The sequence below is a fragment of the Macrococcus sp. CoH-51_TC_04 genome (genome assembly GCF_058188655.1).
The window spans coordinates 42,488-68,293 of sequence record NZ_JBVGOY010000008.1 but is presented as its reverse complement, the minus strand read 5'-3'; the positions used below and the strand labels follow the sequence as shown (position 1 = coordinate 68,293).

Below are 25,806 nucleotides of genomic sequence, written 5' to 3'. Positions count from 1 at the left end.
TCCTTAAGTTTCGCTCGTCCATTGCACTATGCGGCGTGCAAGTTCAGATGCATCTTTTTCGTCTAATAAATTAAATAGATGTAAATATAAATGTTCTTCTAAAGCCTCTCCGTATAGATCATAATCGAACTGAATAGAGAAGAAGATATCCGGAATACTTACTAAAAACGTTTCTTCCTTTTTGTTTTCATGAATATATACTTTACATTGCAGGTTTTCTCCTATGCTGTTTCTAATTTTCATCGTTACTCTCTCCCATATTTATCATATGCCGCTTCCAGACCAATCAAATCATCACGATGCGGTACTTTAATGTAATTTTCCATAATCTGATAAGGCTCACGTCCTTTTGAAGCGAGGACGACCATATCTCCAGGTGCACTTACTTCAATCGCGTGACGAATCCCTTGTGCACGGTCTAAGAAAGACACATAATTTGAATGTGTTGCACCACTTTCCAGTGCATCGGTTAGTTTACGCGGGTTATCATTCGCAGGATTATCCGGTGTAAATATCACATAATCTGCGCGACAAGCAATTGCGCCCATTTCAGGTGTCTTCGTTAAATCTCGTTCTCCTGCCATACCGATTAAGAAAATCATCTTACCACGTTTAAAAGGTTCAAGTGCATCGATAAGTTTGTTCATGCCGTCTGGTGTATGTGCATAATCAATCACTAAGTCTATCGGTAAGTTGCGGTCCAGCACTTCTAGACGGCCCTCTACTGGCGGTAAACTTCGGGCTGCTTCAGCAAGTGCACTCAGGGCATGACCTTGCGTCCACAGTGCAGTGAGGGCTGCAAGCATATTATAGATGTTGAATCGACCAATATAAGGACATGTAATCTCAACATTGCCATCTGGTGTTTCAAGTGTAAAAGCAATGCCATCGATAGATTCTTTAATATTTGTTGCTTTAATATCTGTATTCTGTTCAATGCCATATGTAATCACTTCTCTTGGTGAAGCAATGATCAGTTCTTTCGAATAATCATCATCTCCATTTACCACTGCATACTTCTGCTGCTTAAAGTCATTCCCAAGCTGTGCAAAGAGCAGCGCCTTATGAAAACCATAACGTTCCATCGTTCCATGAAAATCCAGATGATCTTGTGTTAAATTCGTGAAGATTGCAACATCGATGTCAACACCATCCGTACGACCAAGCGCTAATCCGTGGCTCGACATTTCCATCGCCATCGCCTGTGCACCTTGTTCTACTGCATGTGCAATATGCTGATTTAAGGTAATCGTTTCAGGGGTTGAATTTGCGCCTTTAGCAACTTCTTCATTATATTGAAAGCCGTTCGTACCGAGATATGCACTATTTATGTTCAGTGCACGGTGCAGATGATGAATCATCGTTGCCACACTCGTCTTACCGTTCGTACCTGTCACACCATAAGTCGTAAGCTGATGTGACGGGAAATCCATTACATGCTGCGTGAATATACGTGCTGCCTGCAAAGTATCACGCACAACGACCTGCCCGATATCCAGTCCTTCGATATAGTGATCGACAATAATCATACGACAGCCCTGCCTAACAACATTCGGTATAAATTTATGGCTGTCTACTGTATACCCATGACTAGCTACAAATACACTCTCGCTGTCTGCTGCTCTTGAATCTACAACCACTTTATTGATATGTTCAGGAAATGTTCCGTAAAGCTTCTTGGCTTTTATTTTAGAAAGTAATTCAGACGTTTTCACTGATAAGCCTCCTTTAGTCAATTCTTAATTATACACCTTTTTTATAAGATTATGAATTGTTGAAGATAGGTTTAAATAAATAATTTGTATAAAATAGAAGGATATTAGCGTATAATTAATAAATAATTTTATGTTGTCTATGTTTTCAGTAGTATTTACCATACTGAATATCATATTATTAAAGAAACACCACAATCATCTCTATCATTGATAAAGAATAGAGATAGCATCAATGGATATTTAACTTATTATAAATATTGTAATTTTTTTGTATTTAAGATGACAAGTTGTATAATTTCATTAATAATGATAATAGAACGTTTAACCTTTAGAATCGGAGTGTGCACTATGTCAAACAATAAGAAGATTCTGATCATCACAGGTTCCTATGGTAATGGTCATATCTCAGTGACAAATGCAATTGTTAATCAGTTGAATCGTATGCAGTTACCTCAGTTAACAGTGATTGAACATGATTTATTTCAGGAGGCACATCCTATCATCAATAGCATTGCCAAGAAATACTATATTAACAGCTACAAGTACTTTAGAAATTCTTATCGCTATTTTTACTATGCAAATCAAGATAAGCCGGAAAGCTGCTTCTATCGTTATTACGGATTAAATCGTCTCATTAATCTCATCTTGAAGGAGAAGCCTGATTTAATTCTTCTGACCTTCCCGACACCGGTGATGTCAATCATCAAAAAAGAGCTCAACATCCATACACCGGTAGCGACTGTAATTACCGATTACACAATGCATAAAAACTGGCTGACGCCAAACAGCAACCGTTACTTTGTTGCTACAGAAGCGCTGAAGTCTGAACTGATAGCGCTCGGTGTAGATGAAGCGATCATCGATATTACAGGGATACCGATTCATGAACGCTTTAATGACCACATCGACCGAGACGCCTGGTTATTATCGCATGGTCTGTCTCCTGACAAGAAGACATTGCTGATGGTTGCAGGTGCATTCGGTGTGGTCAGTGGCTTCAACGAAATGCTTAAAGACTTAACTGGAGCGTGCACGCATCAATTTGTCGTTGTTTGCGGTAATAACACACAGCTATTGCAGCAGCTGCAGTCTGAGTATAAAGACAATCGTAACGTGATCATCATCGGCTATACACAAGAGATGGCGCAGTGGATGTCTTGCTGTGACTTAATGCTAACAAAGCCTGGTGGTATCACAATTTCAGAAAGCTTATGCAAAGGTATTCCACTCGTATTCTTTAACCCGGCACCCGGACAGGAAGGTGAGAATGCAATCTATTTCACGAAACAAGGGTTCTCGCGTATCACACAGACTTATGAAGAAACAACGTCAACTGTGCTCGAATTACTCTCAGACGAAGTCTTACTTAATCAATATAAATACAATATGCAGCAACATTATATACCAGATGCCTCACTTAATATTTCACGCACATTGCTCCAGATGTTAGATCACACCTCATCAGATGCAATGATGACTTCTAAAGCAGGACTCTATGCCCGCCTCTTCGCAAAGTAAGTTTAAAGGTAAGAATTTCTGGTTAATGATTGTCATATTGTTTCTGATGGAATTTGCACGCGGGATGTATATACTCAGCTTTCTGCCGGTATTACCTACCCTGTCAAATGTAACCGTCGGTATTATCTCTGCATGTATTACATTGCATTTTGTCAGTGATGCACTGACAAATTTCGGAATCGGTTTTCTGCTTAAACGCTACGGGACGAAGAAAGTGCTGAATGCCGGTTTCTTTATCGCAGCCGCCGGTCTTGCACTCATTATATTTGACCGTCACCCAGTGACGCTTGTGGCAGCAGCAATACTGCTCGGTATTGCTGTCAGTCCAATCTGGGTGATTATGCTGTCATCTGTTGAAGATAATAAGCGTTCCAAACATATGGGATATGTTTATTTTGCATGGCTTGTCGGGATGATGAGCGGGATGATCATCATGAACCTGATCATTAAAGTTCATCCTGTTCAGTATATATTCCTGATGCCATTACTTGTACTCTGTGCATGGGTGCTGTATTTATTCGTGCATGTCGAAGTTTCATTTATCGAAAAGAAATCACTGAAGACTCAGTACAAACATATTAAGCATGTAATGTCACGACATCTCGTGCTGTTTCCTGGCATCCTCTTCCAAGGGATTGCCATCGGGATGCTTGTTCCTATACTGCCATCTTACGCTGTACATAGCCTGAACGTCTCTACACTTGAGTATACGTATCTGCTCATTGCTGGAGGTGTCGGATGTACTGTATCGATGCTCTTTATTTCTAAATTTATGGATGATGTTTCAAATATTTATGCTCATATCGTCATTCTTGCCGGATTCTTTATCTTTGGAATCAGCATTCTTCTTATGACACAGGTAACCAACTATATGATTGTTCTCGGTGCCGCACTTGTCATTGGTTTATTCTATGGATTGCTTCTGCCAGGATGGAATGCATTTATGGCAAGCCAGGTCGATGTTGCATTAAAGGAAGAATCATGGGGTGTATTTAATAGTCTGCAAGGCATCGGCACCATGCTCGGTCCAATTATTGGCGGTCTGATTACGGAGCTGTTTCATAATACAAATTACACATTGTTCACCTCAGCCATCGTATTTATTGGTCTTTCATTCTTCTATCTGTTCTATTTCTATAGAACAAAGCGCATCCAAAGATAAGCACATGCTTTTATAGTATACAACAGAAGAATGACCGCCACAGAGATAAATTCTGTAGCGGTCATTCTTTATTTTCATTTACGTTTTTCTATTAATGCTTCTAGAAATGGAATCAGCGCTTCTAACTGGTGCTTAATATCCTGGATTACCTCGTATGTCGTTCTTTAACAATCTTATTCGCTTCAGAAGTAATCTCCTGTCGATGCATATAGAAGTTTCTTACGATTGTCTTTAACACAGCATAAGTTGGTACGGCAACTAAGATGGCTAAGAAACCACCAAGGTTTCCAGCTGCGAGGATGACCGTAATAATGGTTAACGGGTGCATATTCAATGTCTTACCCATAATATTCGGTGTAATGACATTTCCTTCTAGCTGCTGGGCCACAAACATAATAATGATCACGTAAATCGCCATAACAGGGTCTTGGATCAACGCAATAATAATGGCAGGTATTACCGCCATATATGGTCCTAGGAATGGAATTAAGTTCGTTACCATGCCCCACATCGCGAGAATTACTGCATAATCTAATCCAATAACTAAGTAGCCGGCAAGGAGTAGTAACCCCAGAATGATACTGACCGTCACCTGCCCTTGAATATATGAACGTAACGTCTTATCAATATCTTTAAATAAAGTGACAACGAACACCTTACGCTTCCCTGTGAACGGTGCTGATACAAAGGGTACGAAGCGGTCATGATCTTTCAGCATATAGATCAGGAAGAATGGTACTAAGATTAACAAGAACAGCGTAGAGATGAACTGTGTAATAAAAGAGAACGCATTCGTTACAATCTTCCCTGAATATTCGTTCATCTTCTCTATCCCATTATTAATCCCGTCTTTAACATTCTCAGGTAATTTATCGCGCTGATCTAGTGCCAGACTTACATACGATTGAAATTCCTTTTGAATTGCGGGATAGTTATCTATGAAATTATTTGTCTGCTTTGATACAATAGGTCCTACAAACGAGAATAATAGACCGATAATTAAACACAGTGCAATCATGATTAATGTAACACTTTGCCAGCGTTTTAAATGACGCTTTTCTTCCAGCTTATCCTGGAACGGTACTACAATATAGTACAGGAAACCACCGAGTAATAACGGCAGGATAATAGATTTTACAATGATGATGATCGGGTAGAAGATATGGTTAATCTCTAAGAAATACTTGATGATTAAAAATGTAAGCAGAAGCCCTACACCGAATCTAAACCAAACTTTATTTGTCATAAATTCCTCCAAATTGTCTTTATTTCTTATTATACCCCAGATTCCTCCTGTTTATCATAATTTGAAAAATCCTTTTCATAAAAATTGATGTAAAATTGTATAATATATTTAAACTAAAGGAGTGATTATATGAAACCAGGACTTATTCATCCCCTAGAAATAAACAGCACAGCACTCGAGCGTAGCGTTAAGCTTGGCATCTATATACCAGAACATATCGAATCGCCGAATGTCATCATTGCTTTTGACGGACAAGATCTTGCTCAGATGGCGCAGTTACATAGGCAGTATGAAGCACTGAATATTAATCAGCATATCATTGTCTTCATACATTATCCGAATGTTGCAGTGCGTGCTGAAGAATATCATCCACAAGGTGATAAGCAAACTGCGATGATGACCTTCGTCCATGATGAGCTGCTGAACTATCTGCTCGTCCACTACAATATTAACACGAATGACATTCTGCTTATCGGTGACAGCCTGGCTGCAAGCATTGCACTGATGCTTGCGATTCAGTATCCAGTCTTTAATAAGGCGGTGCTGTTCAGCCCGATGCTGATGCACGACATGATTACAGCTGCTGCCGAGACAGACGCTGATTATTATATCGCAGTTGGTGATGAAGAGTATGAATTCACACTGAAGGACGGTACATCAGCTGACTTTCTGACGCCGATACAAGAACTACACGACACACTTAACCAGAATGGAAAGCCGCATTACTACAAAGAACTATCAGGCTCACATAACTGGAAGACATGGAAACCGGAAATAGAAAACATGTTAAGCTATTACTTCTTATAAAATTTCTGATATAATTGAATTATCAAAAAAATTAGAGGTGATCAATATGAAACTTGGTATCGTATTATATCCATCAAAGGCTTATCAAGATTACATCAATAACTACCGAAAGCGTTATGACAGTCATTATGGAGTGATTGCACCACATATTACACTCAAGGATGCATTCGAAGTATCAGAAGATGAGGTCGAAACTGTTACAGAAAAAATTGCTGACGTCGCAAAGTCAAGTGCACCGGTTGAGGTAAACGTTGAGAAAGTATCAAGCTTTGTTCCGACAAAGAATGTCATCTATCTGAAAGTCACACCAAACACAGGATTGAAGAAACTCTATGAAGCATTCAATAATGGTGACTTCTATGGACAGAACGCACACCCTTTCGTTCCACACTTCACAATTGGACAAGGACTATCGTCACAGGAGTTTGAAGACATCTTCGGTCAGCTACAGATGAAAGATGAAAGCCATCAGGAAGTAATCGATAAAGTCTGTCTATGTTACCAATTAGAAAACGGAACATGGAATGTACTGGAAACGTTTAAACTTGGAGAATAACCTAAACGGCTAGGACACATGTCCTAGCCTCTCGTTTTATAGTCCAGTTTTATCCTACAATATGATAACCGCTATCCACATGAATATTTTCTCCGGTGACACCACTTGATAAATCACTTAACAGGTACAGTGCTGTCTTACCAACTTCCAACGTATCTACGTTACGTTTTAACGGTGCTTCATTTTCGATCCGTTTTAATATCGTATTAAAGTCTCCGATGCCTTTTGCGCTTAATGTACGAATCGGTCCTGGTGATACGGCATTCACACGGATACCATCTTGACCGAGGTCTAATGCTAAATATTTGACATTGGCTTCAAGGCTTGCTTTCGCAACGCCCATGACGTTATAGTTCGGAATCGCGAATTCTCCTCCAATATATGTCGTCGTCACGATAGATCCACCTTCAGACATTAACTTACTCGCTTCTCTCGCTACAATCGTTAGCGAGTATGAGCTGATATCCTGAGCAAGTAAGAACCCTTCACGGGTCGTATCAATAAAGCGACCTCGCAGATCTTCCATATTGGCAAATGCGATCGAATGGAACACGCCATCGATATGCCCTACTTCAGCTTTAATCTGTTCAAACGCACGTACGACATCCGCGTCTTCTTGCACATCACATTGAATCATCAGTGCATCATGATTATGCTTTAAATTAGGGAGCAGACGTTCCAGTTCTTTCATGCTGCGCTCTTTACGATATGTAAATATCAGCTTAGCACCAACTTCATCTAATACTTGTGCCACACCATATCCGATACTGCGTCTATTCGCCACACCCATAATGACATACACTTTATCCTGAAAATTTAACATATAATTCTCCTTTTATAAAAGTAAGTTCTAGTACCTACTACTAAATATATCAGAAGTTCATTTGAATTTCAGTAAAAAATAATATATTTTTAAGAAATAATAATTGGAGACTTCAATAAAAAATACGCCTTGAAGTTTCCTTCAGGCGTACTGTAAACTTAGAACAATTCGAGTTCCCGCTTAATTTCATCTACATACTCTCTTGACCCTGTTACGATAAGACGGTCTTTAAAATGTAATTCGGTTTCTCCATGAGGTACGATTGAATCTTTGCCGCGTAATATGCGGACGAAGATAATATCGCCACTGAACGGAAACTCACGTAGACGCATTTCATGATAACGTGTATTCAACATTTCTATCTCATACAGTGATGTCTCTACGTTAGACAATAAATTCAGCATGTTCGGTGACTCGATCAGACCTTTCAGCAATGTCTTCGTACTCTGGAATTCGCTGAAGATTTCAATATCTGCCTCCAATAGTTCATCGTCTTCTTTCTTGGATTCTACACGACAGATAACACGCTCAACACCTTCTTCTTTTGCCATCAATGCCACACTGCGGTTAATCGATTCATCATTTGCTGAACATACGACGATATCAAAATCGAACAATCCGATTGAATTTAATTCATCGTAAGTATATTCATCGATCTCAATGACATCGATATCACTGATTTGACGTGCATCGTTATTCTTCCTGTAGATAATTGTTGGTATATACAGCGCTGATTTAAAGCTTTGTGCTACAGGTATCGAGAGCTGATTATTTCCGATGAATGCAATTCGAATGACTTTCTCTTCGCTTAACTGCACCGGGAAGAGCTTCTTAAAGAAGACGGGCACGATCACGCAAGTAATCACTGCTGCAAGAATCAAAGTTCCTGATGTTGAGCTATCTATCGCACCTAATCTCTCAGCAATCTTGGCACTGGCGATAACGAGTGACAATGTTGAAGTCAGTAGAAAGGTTGATGCAAGCACCGTCTGCTTATCATACCACTTGAGCAATACTGCAAGGGGTATCGCTTTCGTCAAGTAGAATACGATGAATAGGATGGGGATTAACACAAGCTTCGATGGATCCATAAATAATGATGGAATATCGAGGTCCACCCCTACCATAATGAAGAATATCGGAATAAAGAACCCATAGCCGAATGAATCAAGCTTGTCGACCATATCTTTGTCAGGACCGAGTAAACTCACGACACATCCCGCTAAGAATGCACCAAGGATATTCTCTGCACCGACACTTTCAGCAAGTGCAACAAGTAACAGAATAAGAGCAAATACCGCACGTATTCCAATCTGCGTTGTTCCTGCCATTAAATTATGCAGAAACTCTAACTTCTTCAGACGGTTCCCCATCACATAGAAGAGTGCAGTGAATACGACGAGTATCCCGATCAGCCATACCGGAGAATCCCCTTCTGCATGCAATGTTCCATAGAGCGTTAACAGCAGAATTGTCGCTAGGTCTGCGATTACGGCTACAAGTAAGATGATTTGTCCGATACTCGTCTGCATCAGATTCATTTCCTTTAATGTCGGTACAACAACACCAAGCGAAATTGTCGAGATAATAATAACCATCAGCAGGACATCATCAACAAGTCCGGCCCATTTAAAGAGATAGGCAGCGCCAATACTTAACAGCAGTATCCCGAGAAATATAGAGAGCGTTAAAATTAAAGGATTTGGTTCTTTTCCTTTTTTAGTGCCAGGCTTTGATTTAAATGTCTTAAAGTCAATTTCCAGACCACTTAAGAACATAAGGAAAATAAAGCCGAGCGTCGATAAGATATTCAGCATCTCTGTTCTTTCTACCCAATTGAACAATGATTTTCCGACGATAATCCCCATCAATATCTCTGCAACAACAACCGGCAGGAATGTAATACGTAGTCTATTGAGCAGTATCGGCGTTAAAAACGCACATACTACGACTACAACGAGTGAAATTAACTGGTCATGATTTTCCATATAACCCTCCTAAACTAAATAGCTCATAAATGTCGTTGCAAGACTGAAATAGATCAGCATACTGATAATATCATTGATTGTCGAAATAAAAGGACCACTTGCAACTGCAGGATCTATCTTCATTCTGTGCATGAGTAACGGGACCAATGCACCAGACAATGTTGCCACCGTCATCGCAATCGTTAAACTAAAGGAAACGATGAGTGCAAGAATCGGCGTTTGATAAATCAATACAATAATAATAAACAATAATACCGCACAACACAATCCTGAAAGCAATCCAGATCCTGCTTCTCTGAGTGCGAGCTTTACTTTACTCTGCTCATCCACTTCACCCGTAGAAATCCCGCGCACTGCAACCGCCAGACTCTGTGTACCAGAATTCCCGGCCATTCCCCCGATAATTGGGATAAAAGCTGCAAGCAGTGCTACTTTCTCCAGCGTCTCTTCAAAATTGCCAAGGATCGTTGCTGTGATCATTCCAAGTACCGTTAGAATCATCAGCCACGGCAGTCGTTTGCGTGCTGTTGTAAAGACCGTATCTTTCGTCGAGTCAATATCGCTGACACCGGCAAGTCTAGAGTAGTCTTCACTCGCTTCTTCGTCAATAACATCGAGGATATCATCAATCGTAATAATCCCGAGCAGATGATTCTGATAGTCAACGACAGGTACTGCAAGAAAGTCATAATCTCGCATAATCATCGCAACATCTTCCTGATCATCAGCAACATTGACACTGATAACACGTTCATTCATCACTTCTTCTACGTATGCATCATTTTCTGCTACAATTAATTCTCTGAGTGAAATAACACCGACGAGCTTCTTTTTGTCGTTCTGCACAAAGATGACATAGATTGTCTCAGCTTTTGGTGCTTGCTCCTTTACATGAATCATTGCTTCACGCACGGACATCATCTCTGAAATTGAAATATATTCAGTTGTCATCAAACTTCCAGCTGTATCTTCTTCGTAATGCAATAACGCTTTAATTTCTTCTGAAGCGTCTTTATCCATCAACAGCAGTAAGCTTGCAACTTTTGTTTTCGGTAAGATCTTCAGTAGATCGACCGCATTATCAAATGACATTTCAGACAGCATATCACTGGCATAACGCGCATCCATCGTATCGAAGATATGATCGTAATCTTCATCTTCCATTTCTGTCGTCTCAAGCAACTCTGCGACTTCTTTCGGAGATAATAAATGATACATCTGATTTCTCAGTTCATCATCTGCTTGAGTAAAGTATGCTCCTTGGTCGTATGTATGAAGTTCCAGGAATTCATCGCGAAATGCATCTATTTCATTATTCAATAAGAGTGAATCGAGCAATGCTTTATCATACATTGCTTCGTCAGTCATAAAATCTTGTTCTGCCATGATGTACCTCCATATTTACTAATAATGTTTCAAGATCCTCCGGTAGGGCATCAAGAATATGCAGCTTTTCCCCTGTAACCGGATGGGTCAGGCGTACTTCAGCTGCGTGTAACGCCTGTCTATTCATCAATGAATTGCCCCCATAGAGGCTATCTCCAGCAAGCGGATGTAAAGCTGCACTGAAATGCACTCTAATCTGGTGCGTTCTTCCTGTATGTAACTTTGCGTGTACAAGACTTATATCTAACGCTGCATCATAATCTATTAAATGATATTCTGTACGTGCATGCTGTCCGTTAATAGCAACAGTACGTGTAATGATAGAATCAGATGCTCTGTCAATCGGATAGACATAGTTACCATGGTCTTTCACATGACCTGCAACAATGAGAAGATAGAATTTCTCTATCTTCCCTGTTAACAGATGATGGGTCAGCTGATGTTTGCTGAATACAACAAGTCCACTCGTATCACGATCTAACCTGCTGACTGGATGGAGCACGCTCTTATCACCGTGCGTTTCCAGATAACCATATACTGCTTCTATCAAACTGTCATGCGGATGCTGCTTTGAAGGTATCGTATTCATAGAAGGGGGTTTAGACACAACGATCAGATACTCATCGTTATAGTGTATTCGTATTGGAATATGACTTGCTATAAGTGCTTTACTTCTTGATTCATCCGGGAGCCGGACAGTTAAAGTATCATCCTTATGCATCTCATATCGCACCGTCACCTGACGCCCATTAACAAGTAAAGCACCATTTTGTTTAATGGCGCTTATACTCTTTCTGCTATATTGATGGTTCTGAAGAAATTTCTTAACTGTTATCTGTTCTGTCACTGCATAAGTAAGCTGTTTCATTCGCTTGCGATAAATGAATCGTGCACACGTTTCCAGAAAGGAAAGGGTCTAAATCGTGCAAATCTCACTTTCTCATCCGCAACACGGTACTGTATCGACGAAACACCTTTATGATCCGCAGTGATATGATCAAATGTAAGCTGTAACGTGATTGGATTTGCAGGTTCCACCTGACAATTATGATGTTTAGGGAGTACGAGCGGTGAACCGACTGTACGGAACACACGATTGTTAATCGAAGCAATTTCGGTCACTTGAATTGCATCCAATGAAGGATGTATCAGTGCACCGCCAAGCGCTTTATTATATGCCGTAGAGCCGCTCGGTGTTGAAATACACAATCCATCGCCTCTAAAACGTTCAAATAGCTCACCTCTTAAACTTATATCTGCGACCAGCGTTGCACCATTATGTGTCTTTACAGTAGCTTCGTTCAGTGCGAGATATCGACTCGCCTTACCTTCATCGTATCTGACAACAACTTCAACAAGCGGGTATTCGATGACCTGGAATGAATCATTATTGATTGCAATGATCAGTTTTTCCACTTCATGCGGGAGCCAGTCTGCATAGAAGCCAAGATGTCCCGTATGTATACCAACAAAACTCGTTTCTTCCAGTTGATGACTATATGTATGAAACGCCTGAAGTAAGGTCCCGTCTCCCCCAACAGAGATGACAATTTCAGGAGTCGCTGTATCTTCTGTCATATTGAAGTCATTCATATAACTGACCATCTTCTGCTTTAAAGCATTACTCTTAGAGTCACCTTTAGTCAATATTGCATATCTCATCGCTTCACCTCTTAGCGTTTTTCGCTGCGTTGTTCGGTATAATATTTTTGTGCTTCCTGTATTTCTTCACGAATTTCAGACATCTCTTCATCCAGCAGAAATGCAGCTTCAGCCGCACGTTCCAGTCTCGTTCTGATTTCCGGCGGATAGTCCCCACTATACTTATAGCGCAGCGTATGTTCAATCGTTGCCCAGAAATTCATGGCAAGTGTACGAATCTGAATTTCTGCAAGAATAAACTTCTGGCCCGATAACGTTTCTATCGGATACTTGATGATGACATGATACGAGCGATATCCGCTTTCCTTCGTATCTTTGATATAATCACGCTCTTCAACGACTTCAAAGTCACTTCTTGCTTTAAGCATATTAACGACAACATCGATATCATCTACGAACTGACACATCAACCTTAAACCCGCAATATCATACATCTCTTCACTGAGCTTATCAAATGCGATTCCTCTCGTATTCGCTTTCTCGATAATGCTTGGTACCGGCTTTACGCGTCCGGTCACAAATTCAATTGGTGATGATTTACCTTCATTAATAAACTGTTTTCTTATGCCTTTAAGCTTCACTTTAAGTTCATCAACCGCCTGATAATACGGCGACAAGAATAAATCCCATTGATTCATACGCTCACTCCGTCCTACAATTCAAATGCATGCTCAACACTCTCTGTAAATTCTTTCCCATAGTTATAGTTACCTTCTATGTTCTCAAGCAGAAACTGCAGTTCTTCCTTAAAGTTATCTAACTGTAGCGTTCCGTATAGATACCAGTCTTTATCCTGATACTGCTTTAACATCGGCCATGTTTCCTGGACAAATCGTAAGTGATGGAATTCCCCATCATCCAGCAGATAGACAAACTGCATATGATCACTATCTACGACCATTGTTCCTGTTGCTGTAACGTCCAGTTGTGATTCCTCTGTATATATCTTAACTTTGTTATCTTCCAGTTTGATTTCGTTGACATGTAAATTCATAATATCCACTCCTTAACAACAATATTTTAACATAAAACGGCACATAACTTTAACGGATTGATAATTTCTATATAAAATATGTTAATTTCTTTACTTAAAAGTACAGTTTTCGCATAATAAAGTTAACATTTATTATTGGAGGCTCACGATGAATCACCTGGAAATCGAATTCAAGAACATGCTTAACTATGAAAGCTATACCTTACTTAAATCACTTTACTTTAAAGACGTATCGCCTTTTACGCAGACCAACTTCTATATGGATACGAAAGACTTCAAGCTTAGAGATAAGCACATCGCACTGCGCATAAGAGACGCCGGAAGGCTTAAAGAGATGACATTGAAGATCCCTCAGCAGATTGGCGTCATGGAATATAATATTCCACTTAATGATAGCGATCTAACACAAGATTTCTATGAAGTAGATACGCTACCGGAACCCATTCGCAGTGAACTGATCAGACGGGATATCCACGCACCGCTGAAAGTATTCGGCGCATTATCAACTGAACGCATGGAGACGGAATACGAATCCGGCCTTCTTGTACTTGATGCCAGTGCCTATCTGGATACAGAAGACTTCGAACTTGAATATGAAGTCTCAGATTACGATAGCGGCAAACAAATATTCGATAACTTACTGAAACAGCACAGTATCCCTGTTTCTGTAAGTAAAAATAAAGTACAGCGTTTCTATGATCATTTCGTGCAGTTACAAGCAAAAAACTTTTAAAAAGGAATATACATGATATATTTAGTTAAAAAGGAGCTGGCATATTGAACACGCCATTTGAACAAATCGGTCAGGAAACGTTGTATGAGATGATTGATATCTTCTATCGATATGTCGCACATGATACACGTATCAACCATCTGTTTCCTGGCGACTTCGAAGAAACGAGCCGTAAACAGAAACAATTCTTAACACAGTTTCTTGGTGGACCTACACTATACTCAGATGAGCATGGTCATCCAATGCTACGTGGCAGACATATGCCGTTTACTATCGGTTCACAAGAAAAGGACGCATGGCTTGAGAACATGTACAGGGCAGCACATGAAGTGGATATGGATAAGGATGTCAGAACGTATCTATTACAAAGGCTGACATTAACAGCAGAACATATGGTAAATGCTGAATATTAATTGCAGGTGAATACAATGAATCATTTACAGCTTGTACGCGAAAAACAATATGAACCATTGATGCCTAAGAAGAAAATCGAAATCTATTCTTTCTTCGATCCCTTCTGTAAGGACTCATGGCAGATGAAATCGTTACTTCGTAAGCTACAAATAGAATATAATCAGTTTGTCGACATTAAGCAGATTCTTCTGCCGAGCTTGAAAGTCCTGACTAAATGTCAGGCGCAAAGTACGACAATCGATGATAATATCGCACTTGCATTTAAAGCCGCTGAACTGCAAGGTCGCAAAAAGGCTGCACACTTTTTGAACTACATCCAGAATGCTATTATGCCTAAACAGGATATCATCACCAAAGAACTGATACTCCATTCAGCGGACAAAGCAGGGATTGATGTTGAAGTATTCTTAGAGGATATTAAAAGCAGTCATGTGACTACATCACTAAAATGCGATCAGCATATTTCGAACGAAATGGATGTCAACTATACACCGACACTCGTGTTCTTCAATGAAAACTTCGAAGATGAGGGGTTGAAGGTTGAAGGCATTCAGAACTATTCAATCTATACGTATATTATCAGTGAATTGATGGATGTTCCTATAGAAAAAGAACTACCACCAAAACTCATGGACTATATCAACGAACAGGAGCTCGTCAGTGAATCAGAGCTCGAAGTCATCTATGAATGGCCGAAACCTCTGCTCATCAATGAACTACGTAAATTGAAGATGCAGCGATTAATAGAAGATGTCCACTATGACCATGATCTTTTCTGGAGAAAGGTCAGTATATAGAATTTATATTCAAAAATAAATCACCCGAACAATACGTATCCTCAGTATTGTCCGGGTGATTTTATCTACTATATGTTAACTTTAAAAGAAGGCATAAAAAAAATACCGTGTCTGTATACACGGTATTAAACAAAGGGGATGGGAGAAATCTTTCACTCAAACAAAGGGGTATGTTTGGTATGTGATCAATTTCATGTATAAAATATAACATGTGTGATTGTTCATTTCAACGTTTTTATCTATCGTTCACAAAATAGACATATTGTAAACGATTTCACAAAGTCTTTGTATCTTTTCGTGATTTTGCGTGTGTCTGTTCGCGAGTGTTACGACCTTGATTTAATTAATGCTTCGAATGCATCCAGACGTTCTTCAAATACTTTACATGCATTTTCAATTGGTGTTTTTTCGTTCATATCGACACCTGCTTTCTTCAGCACTTCGATCGGATAATCAGAACTTCCGGCTTTCAGGAATTCATTGATATACTTTTCAACTGCTGGTTGCCCCTCTTCTAAAATCTTCTTACTTAATGCGTATGCTGCACTATATCCAGTTGCATATTGATACACATAGTAATTGTAATAGAAGTGTGGAATTCTGCTCCATTCATATTGAATATAGTCATCTGTAATTACAGCGTCCCCGTAATACTTCTCGTTTAACTTGCGATACTCTGCGTTTAGTCGCTCTGCTGTCAACGGCTCATTCTGTTCAGCAAGTGTATGAATTAAATATTCAAACTCTGCAAACATCGTCTGTCTGAACACTGTACCGCGGAATCCGTCTAACTGATAGTTCAGTAAATAGAGCTTCTTCTTATCATCATCTAGATGTTTATACATATAATCAGCAAGTAATGCTTCATTACAAGTTGAGGCAACTTCTGCTACGAAGATAGAATAGCCTGACATATTTGACGGCTGATTATTTCTTGAGAAATAACTATGTGCACTATGTCCGAATTCATGCGTCAAGGTGAATGTGTTGTTCACACTATCTGTCCAGTTCATTAAGATGAATGGATTAGTACCGAACGTACCTGAAGAGTATGCTCCGCTTCTCTTGCCCTTATTCTCATAAACATCCACCCAGCGATTCGTTAAACCTTCTTTGATGACATCTGTATACTCTGATCCCATCGGTTCTAAACTTTTCAGCATCCACGCTTTCGCTTCTTCATATGTCACTTCGAATTTCTCATCCTGAATTACTGGCGTGTACATATCATACATATGCATTTCATCTAATCCAAGTAATTCCTTACGCAGCTTCGTATAGCGATGTAATAAGTGCAAGTTATCATTCACTGTCTGCACTAAATTATCATAAACCGATTCTGGAATATCATTGTTAGACAGGGCCTGTGCACGTGCACTTTCGTAGTTTCGAACTTTGCTTGAAAATACACTCGCCTTCACTTTACCTGCTAATGTCTGTGCTAACGTATTGTTGAACTGTCCATACTTTGAATACACTTCTTTATATGCATTCTCTCTTAACACACGGTCATCTGATTCTAGATAGGTAATATAGTTGCCGTGAGATAATGGTAAGCTGTTCCCCTCTTTATCTTTGACGTTATCAAACTTCAAGTCAGCATTGTTAAACATACCGAATGTGTTTGTCGACGCAGATAATGCCTCAGACGCTTCTGCAAGAATCTTCTCTTCACTTTCACTTAACACGTGTGGACGCTTCTTATTGATGCGCTCTAAATCAAACTTAAAGCGCTGTAAGCCATCCAGCTCAGCGACATAAGATTTTAAAGTCGCTTCGTCAATCGACATCAATTCAGGCAGCATAAAGCTCCAGCGTGCACTGAACTGGCTCGCTAAATTTGCAGCACGCTGTTCAAATGCTGTATACTTCGCATTTGAAGTATCCTGATCATGCTTTAAGTGTGCATATACATAAACTTTTCCGAGCTGTTCATCGATTTCAGCATCTAATAGCAATGCTTCTAATAAGTTTTCTGCACTATCACCGATTTTCCCTTTTATTTCTTCTTCTCGGCCGAGATATCCTTCAAGCTTCTTGAATGCACTTTCCCATGCGTCATCACTTTCAAAGATTGTAGTTAAGTCCCATGTATTCTCTAGTTTCTGTTCATCTCTAGTAATCAGTTCTGACATAAATAGCCTCCTAAAATAAATTTATCTTAATTTTCTCATTTTTTCGCGGAAATTGCACGTATTTGCTTCGATATCCGATAATATTCTTGTAAAATGTGTGTGCATAAAGAAAGTTCATGACCATAACACTGTGCAGCAGGATGAATATTCAATACCGTACTGAATGCCTCTAATGTAAACGCATCATGATGAACCATGCGTTCCAGTTCCAGCTGCCAATAGATTGGATGCGCATTCAAAAGTATCTGCTCAGGCAGAATGATACGATAGTGTAAAGGTATACTGTCCTTGTGAATATTCAGCTGATAGAGTGCACTTAATGTCGGTTCTAATACAGAGCGTCTCGCAACGCAGTTTCTAATATACTGCTGCACGTCTCTATCGTTCATCACCTTATGTGCCGATTTCAGTAGTGAGTGTATCATATGATGGAAGAGCTCTTCCTTTGATTGTACTGTAAACCGCTGCACCTTATATTTAAAACGTCCCACTACTTGCTGAATCTTCAGTGCATAAAGTGTCTCATCTGCAATGTCCAGTACAAACAAAGTATGTGACGGATAATAGATCAATGACTGCTGAAAATAATTCAATATGAGTATATCTTCCTCTATCTTAAGCGAACGATAATCGGTAATCCAGCACACTTTCATGCCGAGCGATTGATAGCCTGCTGTCCTGCTTGCAACTATTCGTGCAGGAATTACTGATAGCTGAAGTTCTAATGCAACCCCTTCGTTCAGCAGAATATCAGGAATCTGCTCAATCTCACTGATAAAGTATTCAAGAGATGCTTGATGTGCCCCGAACATGCGATAAAGCATATACTTCCCTTGCAGATGACTGAGCGACTCTTTACGGTAGACGTTACTGAAACAATCATGTGTTGAAATATGCGAGAAATGAGAAATCTTCATCTCTCCTCTTCTCAGCACAACCTTCTGGTGGCATACCGGGCAATAATAATGTTGATTACGCGCTGCAAACTGTGCTTGTACTAATTCTCCATTGCTATTCATCGCCTGAATCAAAAAACAGCACCTCCTGATGATATATATCAGAAAGTGCTGTTTTGATTCTATAAGATTTTGTAAAGATTACTGTTTAAAATACTGCTTTACTTGACGCTTTACATTGTGACTCATCACAATCTTACCGTATTCATCCAGCTGTTCGTGAGAGATTTGTGTCTCATCCGCATATTCCAGTATATGTGCAATATAACTATGAATCGCATCTTCTGACATATGGTCATCGAACTCTACATAGTAATAATACTTACCTTCATACATATACAATAAGTCTTCAATGTCTACATCTTCATAATTATGATAACTAAATTGAATCAAATCTTCCAGATCATCAAAGTGTACAATAAAGAACTGTTCTGTCGATTCTTCTGACGCACGCATGAGTAAATCACGTAGTTCAGAATCGCTGTGCATTGAGTTATTAATAAAATCATTCACTTTCTCATCTATATTTAAGTCACTGTCATCTTCTGGTAACTGCAGATCATCATTCTTAGATTTTGTTACAACAACCTCAATTCCTTTATCAAAGGCATGGACTTGTATCCATAACGGACCATCGAAAAAGAAATCCTCTTCCTCATTAACCTCTTCCATCACAGACCAGAAGAATTCCTCACCTTTCTTGCGGCTCGTCCACAGATCATCACGCTTGAAACCACGCGCTTCAATATCAGTATATGTCAAATAAAATTTTAAAGTTGATTCATTCACTCGCTCTATTCTCATGAGTCATTCCTCCAATCCTATGTATGAATGGTAATATCATTGTACACGAAGAAAAGATTTCCTACAATAAAACTGTTTATAAAAAGAGGTACCTGCAAAATGCAGGCACCTCTTTTTATATCAATATTATTCTACCATACGTTGCGCTTCTAATAATTGGAATGTACGAACCTTACGTGGCAAGAATCTTCTGATTTCATCTTCGTTGTATCCAACTTGAAGACGTTTCTCATCTAAAATAATCGGACGACGAAGTAATCCAGGATTCTTCTGAATAATATCGTATAAATCTTGTAATGGTAATGAATCGATATCTACATTTAATTTCTGGAATGTCTTAGAACGTGTAGAGATAATTTCATCTGTACCATCTTCTGTCATTCTTAAAATCGCTTTAATCTCATCAATTGATAAGTTTTCTGAAAAAATATTACGCTCCGTATACGGAATGTCATGTTCTTGTAACCATGCTTTCGCTTTACGGCAAGATGTGCAACTTGGTGAAGTAAATAATGTTACCATACATCTCACTCTCCTAATTGTTTAGATTTATCGGTTAGTTCTTTCATACGAGGTGTGTACTCTACCTATATACCCGAATACCGGGACGTTAAACATATGATTTGACAAATCTTTAAACTATTTGTCTTTCCTAACCTGATAATGTCATTATAATACGTAAACATTAAAATTAAATGAGAATTCTCTAATATTTTAAAAAGATTTTATATTACTTTCAGATAATTCACATTTTTGCCTTATTTATATCTTAAGCAAGAATCTAAATAAAACTTTTAATATTTACTCTTACACTATACACCCATCAAACAATAATAACAATACGTTTTCATAAAGTTTCACAATCGTCATATTTCGATAATGTATATTTTATAGTACAATGAATAATAATATAGAAGAAACTTAATCAAAGGAGTTAATCAAATGGAAACATTATTCTCAGGTATACAGCCGAGCGGGGTTCCGACAATTGGTAACTATATCGGCGCATTGAAGCAATTTACAGAGATACAGGATGAGTACGACTGCTATTTCTGCATCGTTGATCAGCATGCTATCACAGTACCACAGGACAAAGCGGCACTACGCAAGAACATCCGCTCACTCGCAGCTCTTTACCTAGCAAGTGGACTTGACCCAGAAAAAGTGACACTCTTCATTCAGTCAGAAGTCCCGGCACATGCTCAGGCTGGATGGATGCTGACTACTATCTCATCAATCGGCGAATTAGAACGTATGACACAATACAAAGATAAAGCGAAAGACCGTAAAGAAGGCATACCTGCAGGATTACTCACATATCCACCACTAATGGCGGCAGACATTCTTTTATATGGAACGAACATCGTACCCGTTGGTGAAGATCAGAAGCAACATCTGGAATTAACACGCGACTTAGCAGAACGCTTCAACGCACGTTACAACAACATCTTCACAATCCCTGAGATACGCATGCCTAAAGTCGGTGGCAGAATTATGAGCTTACAGGAACCGACGAAGAAAATGAGTAAATCTGACAGCAACACGAAAGGATTCATCTCATTACTAGACCCGCCAAACACTGTCGCTAAGAAAATTAAATCAGCAGTAACAGACTCTGACGGAATTGTGAAATATGATAAGGAAAATAAGCCAGGTATCTCGAATCTACTCAGCATCTATTCAATATTTACCGGTAAGACAATCGCCGAACTTGAAGCAATGTATGAAGGCAAAGGATATGGCGACTTTAAATCCGATCTTGCTGACGTCATGGTTGAATTTATTACGCCATTCCAGGAGAAATATGAGTATTATATGAACTCTGAGGAATTAGACAGAATATTAGACGAAGGTGCTGAGAAAGCACGTAAGAAATCATTCAAGATGTTAAAGAAAATGGAAAACGCAATGGGACTCGGAAGAAAGAGAAGGTAAGTTAAAGTTCAATTAAGAACGCCTGAACCAGTGATGGTTCAGGCGTTTTCATAGTGTTGTGCCCATATAGGTTAGTGTTTGGGCATTTTGTGCACAAACAGATGAGTATTTGGGCGTTTCCGAGTAGTTGTGATCAAACATACTCTAGTAAATGCAGAATCTTACCATTAAGCACCATCCATCATGCATACGTGCATCTCAATATTGATTGAGTGATCCTTTCTTTCTTGCATAATATGACAAACGATTAAACACTATCACACCAATTACAAAATATACAAACGAATTAATAATGAGCATTATTATCTCACCTATTGAAACAGTTCCATCAAATATAGCATTGATATTAATAATACCCCATGTTATCGGTAAACATTTTGAAAAAATATCTAATACGAACGGTAAATTATTGCCACTAACTAATACACCCGTAAAAAATAAAAATATATAATTCAAAATAACAGTAATCGCAGATATTCTTTTAAAAATAATGGATAGACCAGCTAACAAAAATGAAAACCCATATATTCCTAACATCGTCAATATTAATATAAGTATCATTAATGGATTGAGTAACGGTATAAGATTAAAGTGTCCTTTAACTAAATCAGGTGAGAAGATAAAGATAAACAATAATGTTCCCGATGACAGTATTATGCCTCCAATTGCATCAAAAATAAACGTTGCAATTGCTCGACCAAGCAGCATTAAATTTAAATTTGTCTTGGTCAGAAAAATTTGTTCAAGAGTTCCCAGCTGCATCTCCTCTTGTAATATAAAAGTAAATATTGCGATTGCATTGATACCGATATACCATACAAATATTCCTATCAATAACTGTGCAACAATATTGCTATTCCCACTATCCCTTGTCACTACTGCATAAGTAAGACCAGAAAATAATATCAAATATGAAATAATTTCAGCAATAGAATCCACATAATATCGCTTGAACATTCCTTTAAACTTGATAAATTCTGCATATAGTATATCAATCATCATACTCACCTATCACTTGTACAAATATCGATTTCAAATCTTGTCTCTCGGTCGTGATTTCTTTGATTTGAATATTTTGTTCATTTGCTTTCTGTATAAATTTCGATAATATATTCATATCTATTCGATAGATCATATCTTCGCTTATATATCCTGTTACTTTCTTATCAGTAACGATATTTACATAAGATTCATTTTGAAATGAAGCAAATAATTCCTGTTTAGATATGTCTTTTATAATACGACCATCCTTATATAAGATGATTTGATCAGCGAGCTGTTCGGCAACGTCCATTTGATGTGTCGTTAAGATGATGGTCTTTCCTGCATTCGTTAACTTCAATAAGTATTCCATCAAACTATTTGTAGATTGCACATCTAAGCCAAGTGTAGGTTCATCAAGTATAAGGAGCTCAGGATCGCGAATCATAACTATTGCTAACGCAACTTTTTGTTGCATCCCTCTCGATAATTCTGCTACATAAGTAAATTTCTTATGCGATAAATCTAATACCTCAAGCACTTCATCAATTCGATGATTCAATTGATTACGTCTTAATTTATTTAACTTGCCAAAATAGAACAAATTATCGTACACCGTTAAATAATAATAAACGTTTCGTTCTCCTTCTAGAATACATCCTATCTGAGATAATGGATTATTACCAATATGGTAATGAATCGTTCCCCTATCCGGAATAATCAAATCTACAAGGCATTTAATTAATGTAGACTTCCCAGCACCATTTTCACCGAGCAGACAAGTTATCTTTCCTTTTTGAATACTAAAAGACACATTATCTACCGCATTTACAACATTATTCTTATTTTTAAATACTTTACTTAAATTTTGAACTTCCAGTGCAAGCACTTCGTCACCCCACCTTTAACGTTCTATTTGTAAATCGTTCGACCTCCGGATCATGAGAGATTATAAATACAATTTTGTCATTACAATACTTTAACACTGATTCCAGAATCATCTGCTGTGAGGCTTTATCAATGTTACTTGTCACCTCATCTAAAATGACACAGTCTACCTGTTCATGGAATAGTCGTGAAATCATAATACGCTGCTTTTCTCCACCTGAGAAGTTCGTACCTTTTTCATAGATAACTTCATCTAAATTATGATGTGTTAATACTGACTGTAATACATCCAGACCGCTCATCATATCCCAGTCAATCGCACTTTCATCTTTCCCGAATGCGATATTATGCTTGATTGATATCGGTAATATGGAACTATCCTGAGAAAGATAATAAATATGTTCACGTAAATTTTGATTATTAAGTTCATTGACACTTTGTTCATTAATCATTACGCCTGAACTTGTTCTATACTTTAATAAGCTCTTCATCAATGTACTCTTCCCACTTCCTGACGTGCCTGTAACAAAGACGATATCACCTTTGTTAAATGTCTCGTCCACATGGTATTGAAAGATACGATCGCCAATTTTAACAGTTGCATCTTTAATTGTTATTTTATCAATTCCATCAATGCTTTTATGTCCTTCTTTTTCAACTACAGGCAAAATTTCATCTGTAATAAATTCATTGGACACCTGCATATCACGATATTCTAAGTTGATACTTGTAAATGCTTGTAATGATACAAAGTATATCGGTAATACGATACTCACAATAACAAGCGCACTTACTTCAGTCTGTCCTGTATAGATAAAATAAGCGAGTACAAAATACATCATATTCTGAATAAAGCTGTTTAATAACTTAATCATTAAACTCGTGCTTTGCGCGAATTTATTTACTTCTTTCATCGAATGAAATATACGATGAACAGAAGGTCTGATTAAATTTTCTATACGTTCATATGTCGCTTGTTTAATCATATCAACATTATTAAATACACCAATGATTTCTTTATACCCTGTAGATGTCTGCTGCTGCATAACCTTACTTTTTTCCATCAATTTTTTATTGATCAGTTTATATCCAAAGTAGTTGATAGGAATCAGTATAAACAATATGACTGCAAGCCATAAATTAATTTTCAGTACAATCGCAAGGCATACAAGCAAAATAATAATATTGCTCATTAAACTGGTAATGCTATTTGCGATAAACATATAGAAACTGTTTACAATCATAGCAAATCGGTCAATAAGATATGTCGGTTCTTTTTGAAGTAGATCATCATAGTTCATTTTATGCATCAGTCGATACAATTTATGCGTATGGCTTACATTAAACGAATAGGCAAAATGCTCTCTAATATACACCATGACAATTTGAATGACGTATGTTATGAACATGAAAATGATGACTAACCAAAGCGTGCTTTTATTGATATTATAATTCTCACCAAATACAGTTGTAAGCAGTAATGGTACAGATACTGTCAGCAGTGCAGTTATTAAAGTAAAAATAAAAGTAATGATTAAAAGCTTCTTATTTTCTTTAAAAAGACCGTCCACCTCACTTCACCCTTTCATAGCACTTCCCATCATCTGTTCGTTTCAAATATCCGTAATCTACCATGTACCTTCTGATTATTGCATAATCATCGTAGTATGCTTTGATTATTTCATTGATTTCTTTTTCTGAATACGTTTTAGTATGATTAAACAGAGTGACAAACCAATCGAACAATAATATTTTATCTTTTTCTTTCTTTGGAATTTGTACCAGTTTATTATTTTTGAAAAATCTTAACCTTAAATCTTCCATATAAATCTCCTTATAAAAATAAGCGACTGATTATGTTATCAGTCGCTTATTTTCAAAGTACTTCAACTATTACTTCAAATTTTGCAAACTTGAAATAACTTATGAGCATCTGCTCAAGTTGAGTTTTAAATTCCAATAGAGTGGTCTCTTCAACTTCTCCATCATGATGTAAATCTATTGAAATTCTATCATCTTGTTTTTCATGATTTTGTAATAGTCCTATACCTGTAACTAATGCATTTTTAAGTGCAATTATCTGAATAACAGACGGCACAAGTAATGGATTTGAAATAATGTCATGATTTCCAGTAATATCTACTTTCATATCCTCACTCCTAAATCAACTTACGATCATGTTCAATGATTTCTTCTTCAATTTCGATCTTTCGTTCTGTGATTTCTTCTTCAGACACTTCCTGCTCTGTAATCAGTTCGTCTTCATCATAACGAATTTCTCTGTCATCGTGATGTTCTGTCATATT

Annotated in this window: 28 protein-coding genes; 8 read left to right on the top strand and 20 right to left on the bottom strand. The window is 38.1% G+C overall.

All coding sequences use genetic code 11. From position 1 onward, the window contains the following. Positions 1–3: 3 nt before the first annotated feature. Both ACZ2V4_RS08540 and ACZ2V4_RS08535 read right to left on the bottom strand, forming a co-directional pair. Positions 4–243 (bottom strand): YueH family protein, encoded by a 240-nt coding sequence (locus tag ACZ2V4_RS08540; protein ID WP_101039518.1) that lies wholly within the window; start codon positions 241–243, stop codon positions 4–6. 2 nt (positions 244–245) lie between these two features. Then, complete coding sequence (locus tag ACZ2V4_RS08535; protein ID WP_283721732.1) at positions 246–1,715, bottom strand: UDP-N-acetylmuramoyl-L-alanyl-D-glutamate--L-lysine ligase; 1,470 nt, start codon at positions 1,713–1,715, stop codon at positions 246–248. Positions 1,716–2,063: 348 nt separating this feature from the next. Between ACZ2V4_RS08535 and ACZ2V4_RS08530 the strand changes: the two genes are divergently transcribed. Both ACZ2V4_RS08530 and ltaA read left to right on the top strand, forming a co-directional pair. Then, positions 2,064–3,233 carry a diglucosyl diacylglycerol synthase gene (locus ACZ2V4_RS08530; RefSeq protein WP_283721733.1) on the top strand — a complete coding sequence of 390 codons (1,170 nt, stop codon included), beginning with the start codon at positions 2,064–2,066 and terminating at the stop codon, positions 3,231–3,233. After that, positions 3,211–4,395 carry a lipoteichoic acid biosynthesis MFS flippase LtaA gene (gene ltaA, locus ACZ2V4_RS08525; protein ID WP_490514737.1) on the top strand — a complete coding sequence of 395 codons (1,185 nt, stop codon included), beginning with the start codon at positions 3,211–3,213 and terminating at the stop codon, positions 4,393–4,395. The genes ACZ2V4_RS08530 and ltaA overlap by 23 nt, the downstream gene beginning before the upstream one ends. Positions 4,396–4,540: 145 nt before the next feature. Here ltaA and ACZ2V4_RS08520 read toward each other — a convergent pair whose 3' ends face one another. Further along, positions 4,541–5,641, bottom strand: coding sequence for an AI-2E family transporter (locus ACZ2V4_RS08520; protein WP_219494303.1), 1,101 nt, complete (start codon positions 5,639–5,641; stop codon positions 4,541–4,543). Between the two features lie 129 nt (positions 5,642–5,770). Here ACZ2V4_RS08520 and ACZ2V4_RS08515 point away from each other — a divergent pair, with 129 nt between their 5' ends. Next, a complete protein-coding gene (locus tag ACZ2V4_RS08515; RefSeq protein ID WP_283721735.1) occupies positions 5,771–6,448 on the top strand; it encodes an alpha/beta hydrolase in 678 nt (225 codons plus the stop codon). A gap of 46 nt (positions 6,449–6,494) precedes the next feature. Further along, on the top strand, positions 6,495–7,004 hold the full coding sequence (locus ACZ2V4_RS08510) for a YjcG family protein (protein WP_283721736.1): 510 nt from the start codon (positions 6,495–6,497) through the stop codon (positions 7,002–7,004). Positions 7,005–7,053: 49 nt separating this feature from the next. Here the strand turns inward: ACZ2V4_RS08510 and fabI are convergent, their stop codons facing one another. From fabI to ACZ2V4_RS08475, 7 genes are all read right to left on the bottom strand, one after another. After that, positions 7,054–7,827 (bottom strand): enoyl-ACP reductase FabI, encoded by a 774-nt coding sequence (gene fabI / locus ACZ2V4_RS08505; protein ID WP_283721737.1) that lies wholly within the window; start codon positions 7,825–7,827, stop codon positions 7,054–7,056. Positions 7,828–7,985: 158 nt separating this feature from the next. Continuing rightward, positions 7,986–9,815 carry a monovalent cation:proton antiporter family protein gene (locus tag ACZ2V4_RS08500; protein ID WP_283721738.1) on the bottom strand — a complete coding sequence of 610 codons (1,830 nt, stop codon included), beginning with the start codon at positions 9,813–9,815 and terminating at the stop codon, positions 7,986–7,988. 9 nt (positions 9,816–9,824) lie between these two features. Further along, positions 9,825–11,201: a magnesium transporter gene (gene mgtE, locus ACZ2V4_RS08495; RefSeq protein ID WP_419895447.1), complete on the bottom strand. Its 1,377-nt coding sequence runs from the start codon at positions 11,199–11,201 to the stop codon at positions 9,825–9,827. Continuing rightward, the gene (locus ACZ2V4_RS08490; RefSeq protein WP_490514736.1) at positions 11,176–12,069 is read right to left on the bottom strand and encodes an RluA family pseudouridine synthase; all 894 of its coding nucleotides are present in this window, start codon (positions 12,067–12,069) and stop codon (positions 11,176–11,178) included. Before ACZ2V4_RS08490 ends, mgtE begins: the two co-directional genes overlap by 26 nt. Beyond that, positions 12,066–12,863: an NAD kinase gene (locus ACZ2V4_RS08485; protein WP_219494290.1), complete on the bottom strand. Its 798-nt coding sequence runs from the start codon at positions 12,861–12,863 to the stop codon at positions 12,066–12,068. Before ACZ2V4_RS08485 ends, ACZ2V4_RS08490 begins: the two co-directional genes overlap by 4 nt. An 11-nt stretch (positions 12,864–12,874) precedes the next feature. After that, positions 12,875–13,501, bottom strand: coding sequence for a GTP diphosphokinase (gene yjbM, locus ACZ2V4_RS08480; protein WP_219494288.1), 627 nt, complete (start codon positions 13,499–13,501; stop codon positions 12,875–12,877). A gap of 14 nt (positions 13,502–13,515) precedes the next feature. After that, positions 13,516–13,857, bottom strand: a complete 342-nt coding sequence (locus ACZ2V4_RS08475) for a UPF0738 family protein (RefSeq protein WP_219494286.1) — start codon at positions 13,855–13,857, stop codon at positions 13,516–13,518. A 148-nt stretch (positions 13,858–14,005) separates the two neighbouring features. On the opposite strand from ACZ2V4_RS08475, the gene ACZ2V4_RS08470 reads away from it, so the two are divergent. From ACZ2V4_RS08470 to ACZ2V4_RS08460, 3 genes are read left to right on the top strand one after another with little or no spacing between them, the layout of a single operon-like run. Beyond that, on the top strand, positions 14,006–14,590 hold the full coding sequence (locus ACZ2V4_RS08470; protein WP_283721740.1) for a CYTH domain-containing protein: 585 nt from the start codon (positions 14,006–14,008) through the stop codon (positions 14,588–14,590). A gap of 41 nt (positions 14,591–14,631) precedes the next feature. Beyond that, a complete protein-coding gene (locus tag ACZ2V4_RS08465) occupies positions 14,632–15,003 on the top strand; it encodes a globin domain-containing protein (RefSeq protein ID WP_086038402.1) in 372 nt (123 codons plus the stop codon). Positions 15,004–15,018: 15 nt separating this feature from the next. After that, positions 15,019–15,801: a ClpXP adapter SpxH family protein gene (locus ACZ2V4_RS08460; protein WP_219494283.1), complete on the top strand. Its 783-nt coding sequence runs from the start codon at positions 15,019–15,021 to the stop codon at positions 15,799–15,801. A gap of 326 nt (positions 15,802–16,127) precedes the next feature. Here ACZ2V4_RS08460 and pepF read toward each other — a convergent pair whose 3' ends face one another. From pepF to spxA, 4 genes are all read right to left on the bottom strand, one after another. Next, positions 16,128–17,936 (bottom strand): oligoendopeptidase F, encoded by a 1,809-nt coding sequence (pepF, locus tag ACZ2V4_RS08455; protein ID WP_219494281.1) that lies wholly within the window; start codon positions 17,934–17,936, stop codon positions 16,128–16,130. 35 nt (positions 17,937–17,971) lie between these two features. Next, positions 17,972–18,967, bottom strand: coding sequence for a competence protein CoiA (locus tag ACZ2V4_RS08450; RefSeq protein ID WP_490514735.1), 996 nt, complete (start codon positions 18,965–18,967; stop codon positions 17,972–17,974). Positions 18,968–19,033: 66 nt separating this feature from the next. After that, a complete protein-coding gene (gene mecA / locus ACZ2V4_RS08445) occupies positions 19,034–19,696 on the bottom strand; it encodes an adaptor protein MecA (RefSeq protein WP_419895443.1) in 663 nt (220 codons plus the stop codon). 126 nt (positions 19,697–19,822) lie between these two features. Beyond that, positions 19,823–20,218, bottom strand: coding sequence for a transcriptional regulator SpxA (spxA, locus tag ACZ2V4_RS08440; RefSeq protein WP_219494276.1), 396 nt, complete (start codon positions 20,216–20,218; stop codon positions 19,823–19,825). A 420-nt stretch (positions 20,219–20,638) separates the two neighbouring features. On the opposite strand from spxA, the gene trpS reads away from it, so the two are divergent. Beyond that, positions 20,639–21,631 carry a tryptophan--tRNA ligase gene (gene trpS, locus ACZ2V4_RS08435; RefSeq protein WP_420494293.1) on the top strand — a complete coding sequence of 331 codons (993 nt, stop codon included), beginning with the start codon at positions 20,639–20,641 and terminating at the stop codon, positions 21,629–21,631. Between the two features lie 198 nt (positions 21,632–21,829). On the opposite strand, the gene ACZ2V4_RS08430 is transcribed toward trpS, so the two are convergent. Genes ACZ2V4_RS08430 through ACZ2V4_RS08405 form a run of 6 tightly spaced genes read right to left on the bottom strand, consistent with a single transcriptional unit; the run spans position 21,830 to position 25,803 of the window. Continuing rightward, the gene (locus ACZ2V4_RS08430) at positions 21,830–22,630 is read right to left on the bottom strand and encodes an ABC transporter permease (RefSeq protein ID WP_219494816.1); all 801 of its coding nucleotides are present in this window, start codon (positions 22,628–22,630) and stop codon (positions 21,830–21,832) included. Beyond that, positions 22,623–23,501: an ABC transporter ATP-binding protein gene (locus ACZ2V4_RS08425; RefSeq protein ID WP_490514734.1), complete on the bottom strand. Its 879-nt coding sequence runs from the start codon at positions 23,499–23,501 to the stop codon at positions 22,623–22,625. Before ACZ2V4_RS08425 ends, ACZ2V4_RS08430 begins: the two co-directional genes overlap by 8 nt. 4 nt (positions 23,502–23,505) lie before the next feature. Continuing rightward, complete coding sequence (locus tag ACZ2V4_RS08420) at positions 23,506–25,071, bottom strand: ATP-binding cassette domain-containing protein (RefSeq protein WP_219494272.1); 1,566 nt, start codon at positions 25,069–25,071, stop codon at positions 23,506–23,508. A gap of 1 nt (position 25,072) precedes the next feature. Then, positions 25,073–25,324 (bottom strand): DUF2087 domain-containing protein, encoded by a 252-nt coding sequence (locus tag ACZ2V4_RS08415; protein WP_219494270.1) that lies wholly within the window; start codon positions 25,322–25,324, stop codon positions 25,073–25,075. 52 nt (positions 25,325–25,376) lie between these two features. Continuing rightward, a complete protein-coding gene (locus tag ACZ2V4_RS08410) occupies positions 25,377–25,649 on the bottom strand; it encodes a hypothetical protein (protein WP_219494268.1) in 273 nt (90 codons plus the stop codon). Positions 25,650–25,659: 10 nt separating this feature from the next. Beyond that, positions 25,660–25,803, bottom strand: a complete 144-nt coding sequence (locus tag ACZ2V4_RS08405; RefSeq protein WP_157891043.1) for a hypothetical protein — start codon at positions 25,801–25,803, stop codon at positions 25,660–25,662. Between the last annotated feature and the right edge of the window lie 3 nt (positions 25,804–25,806).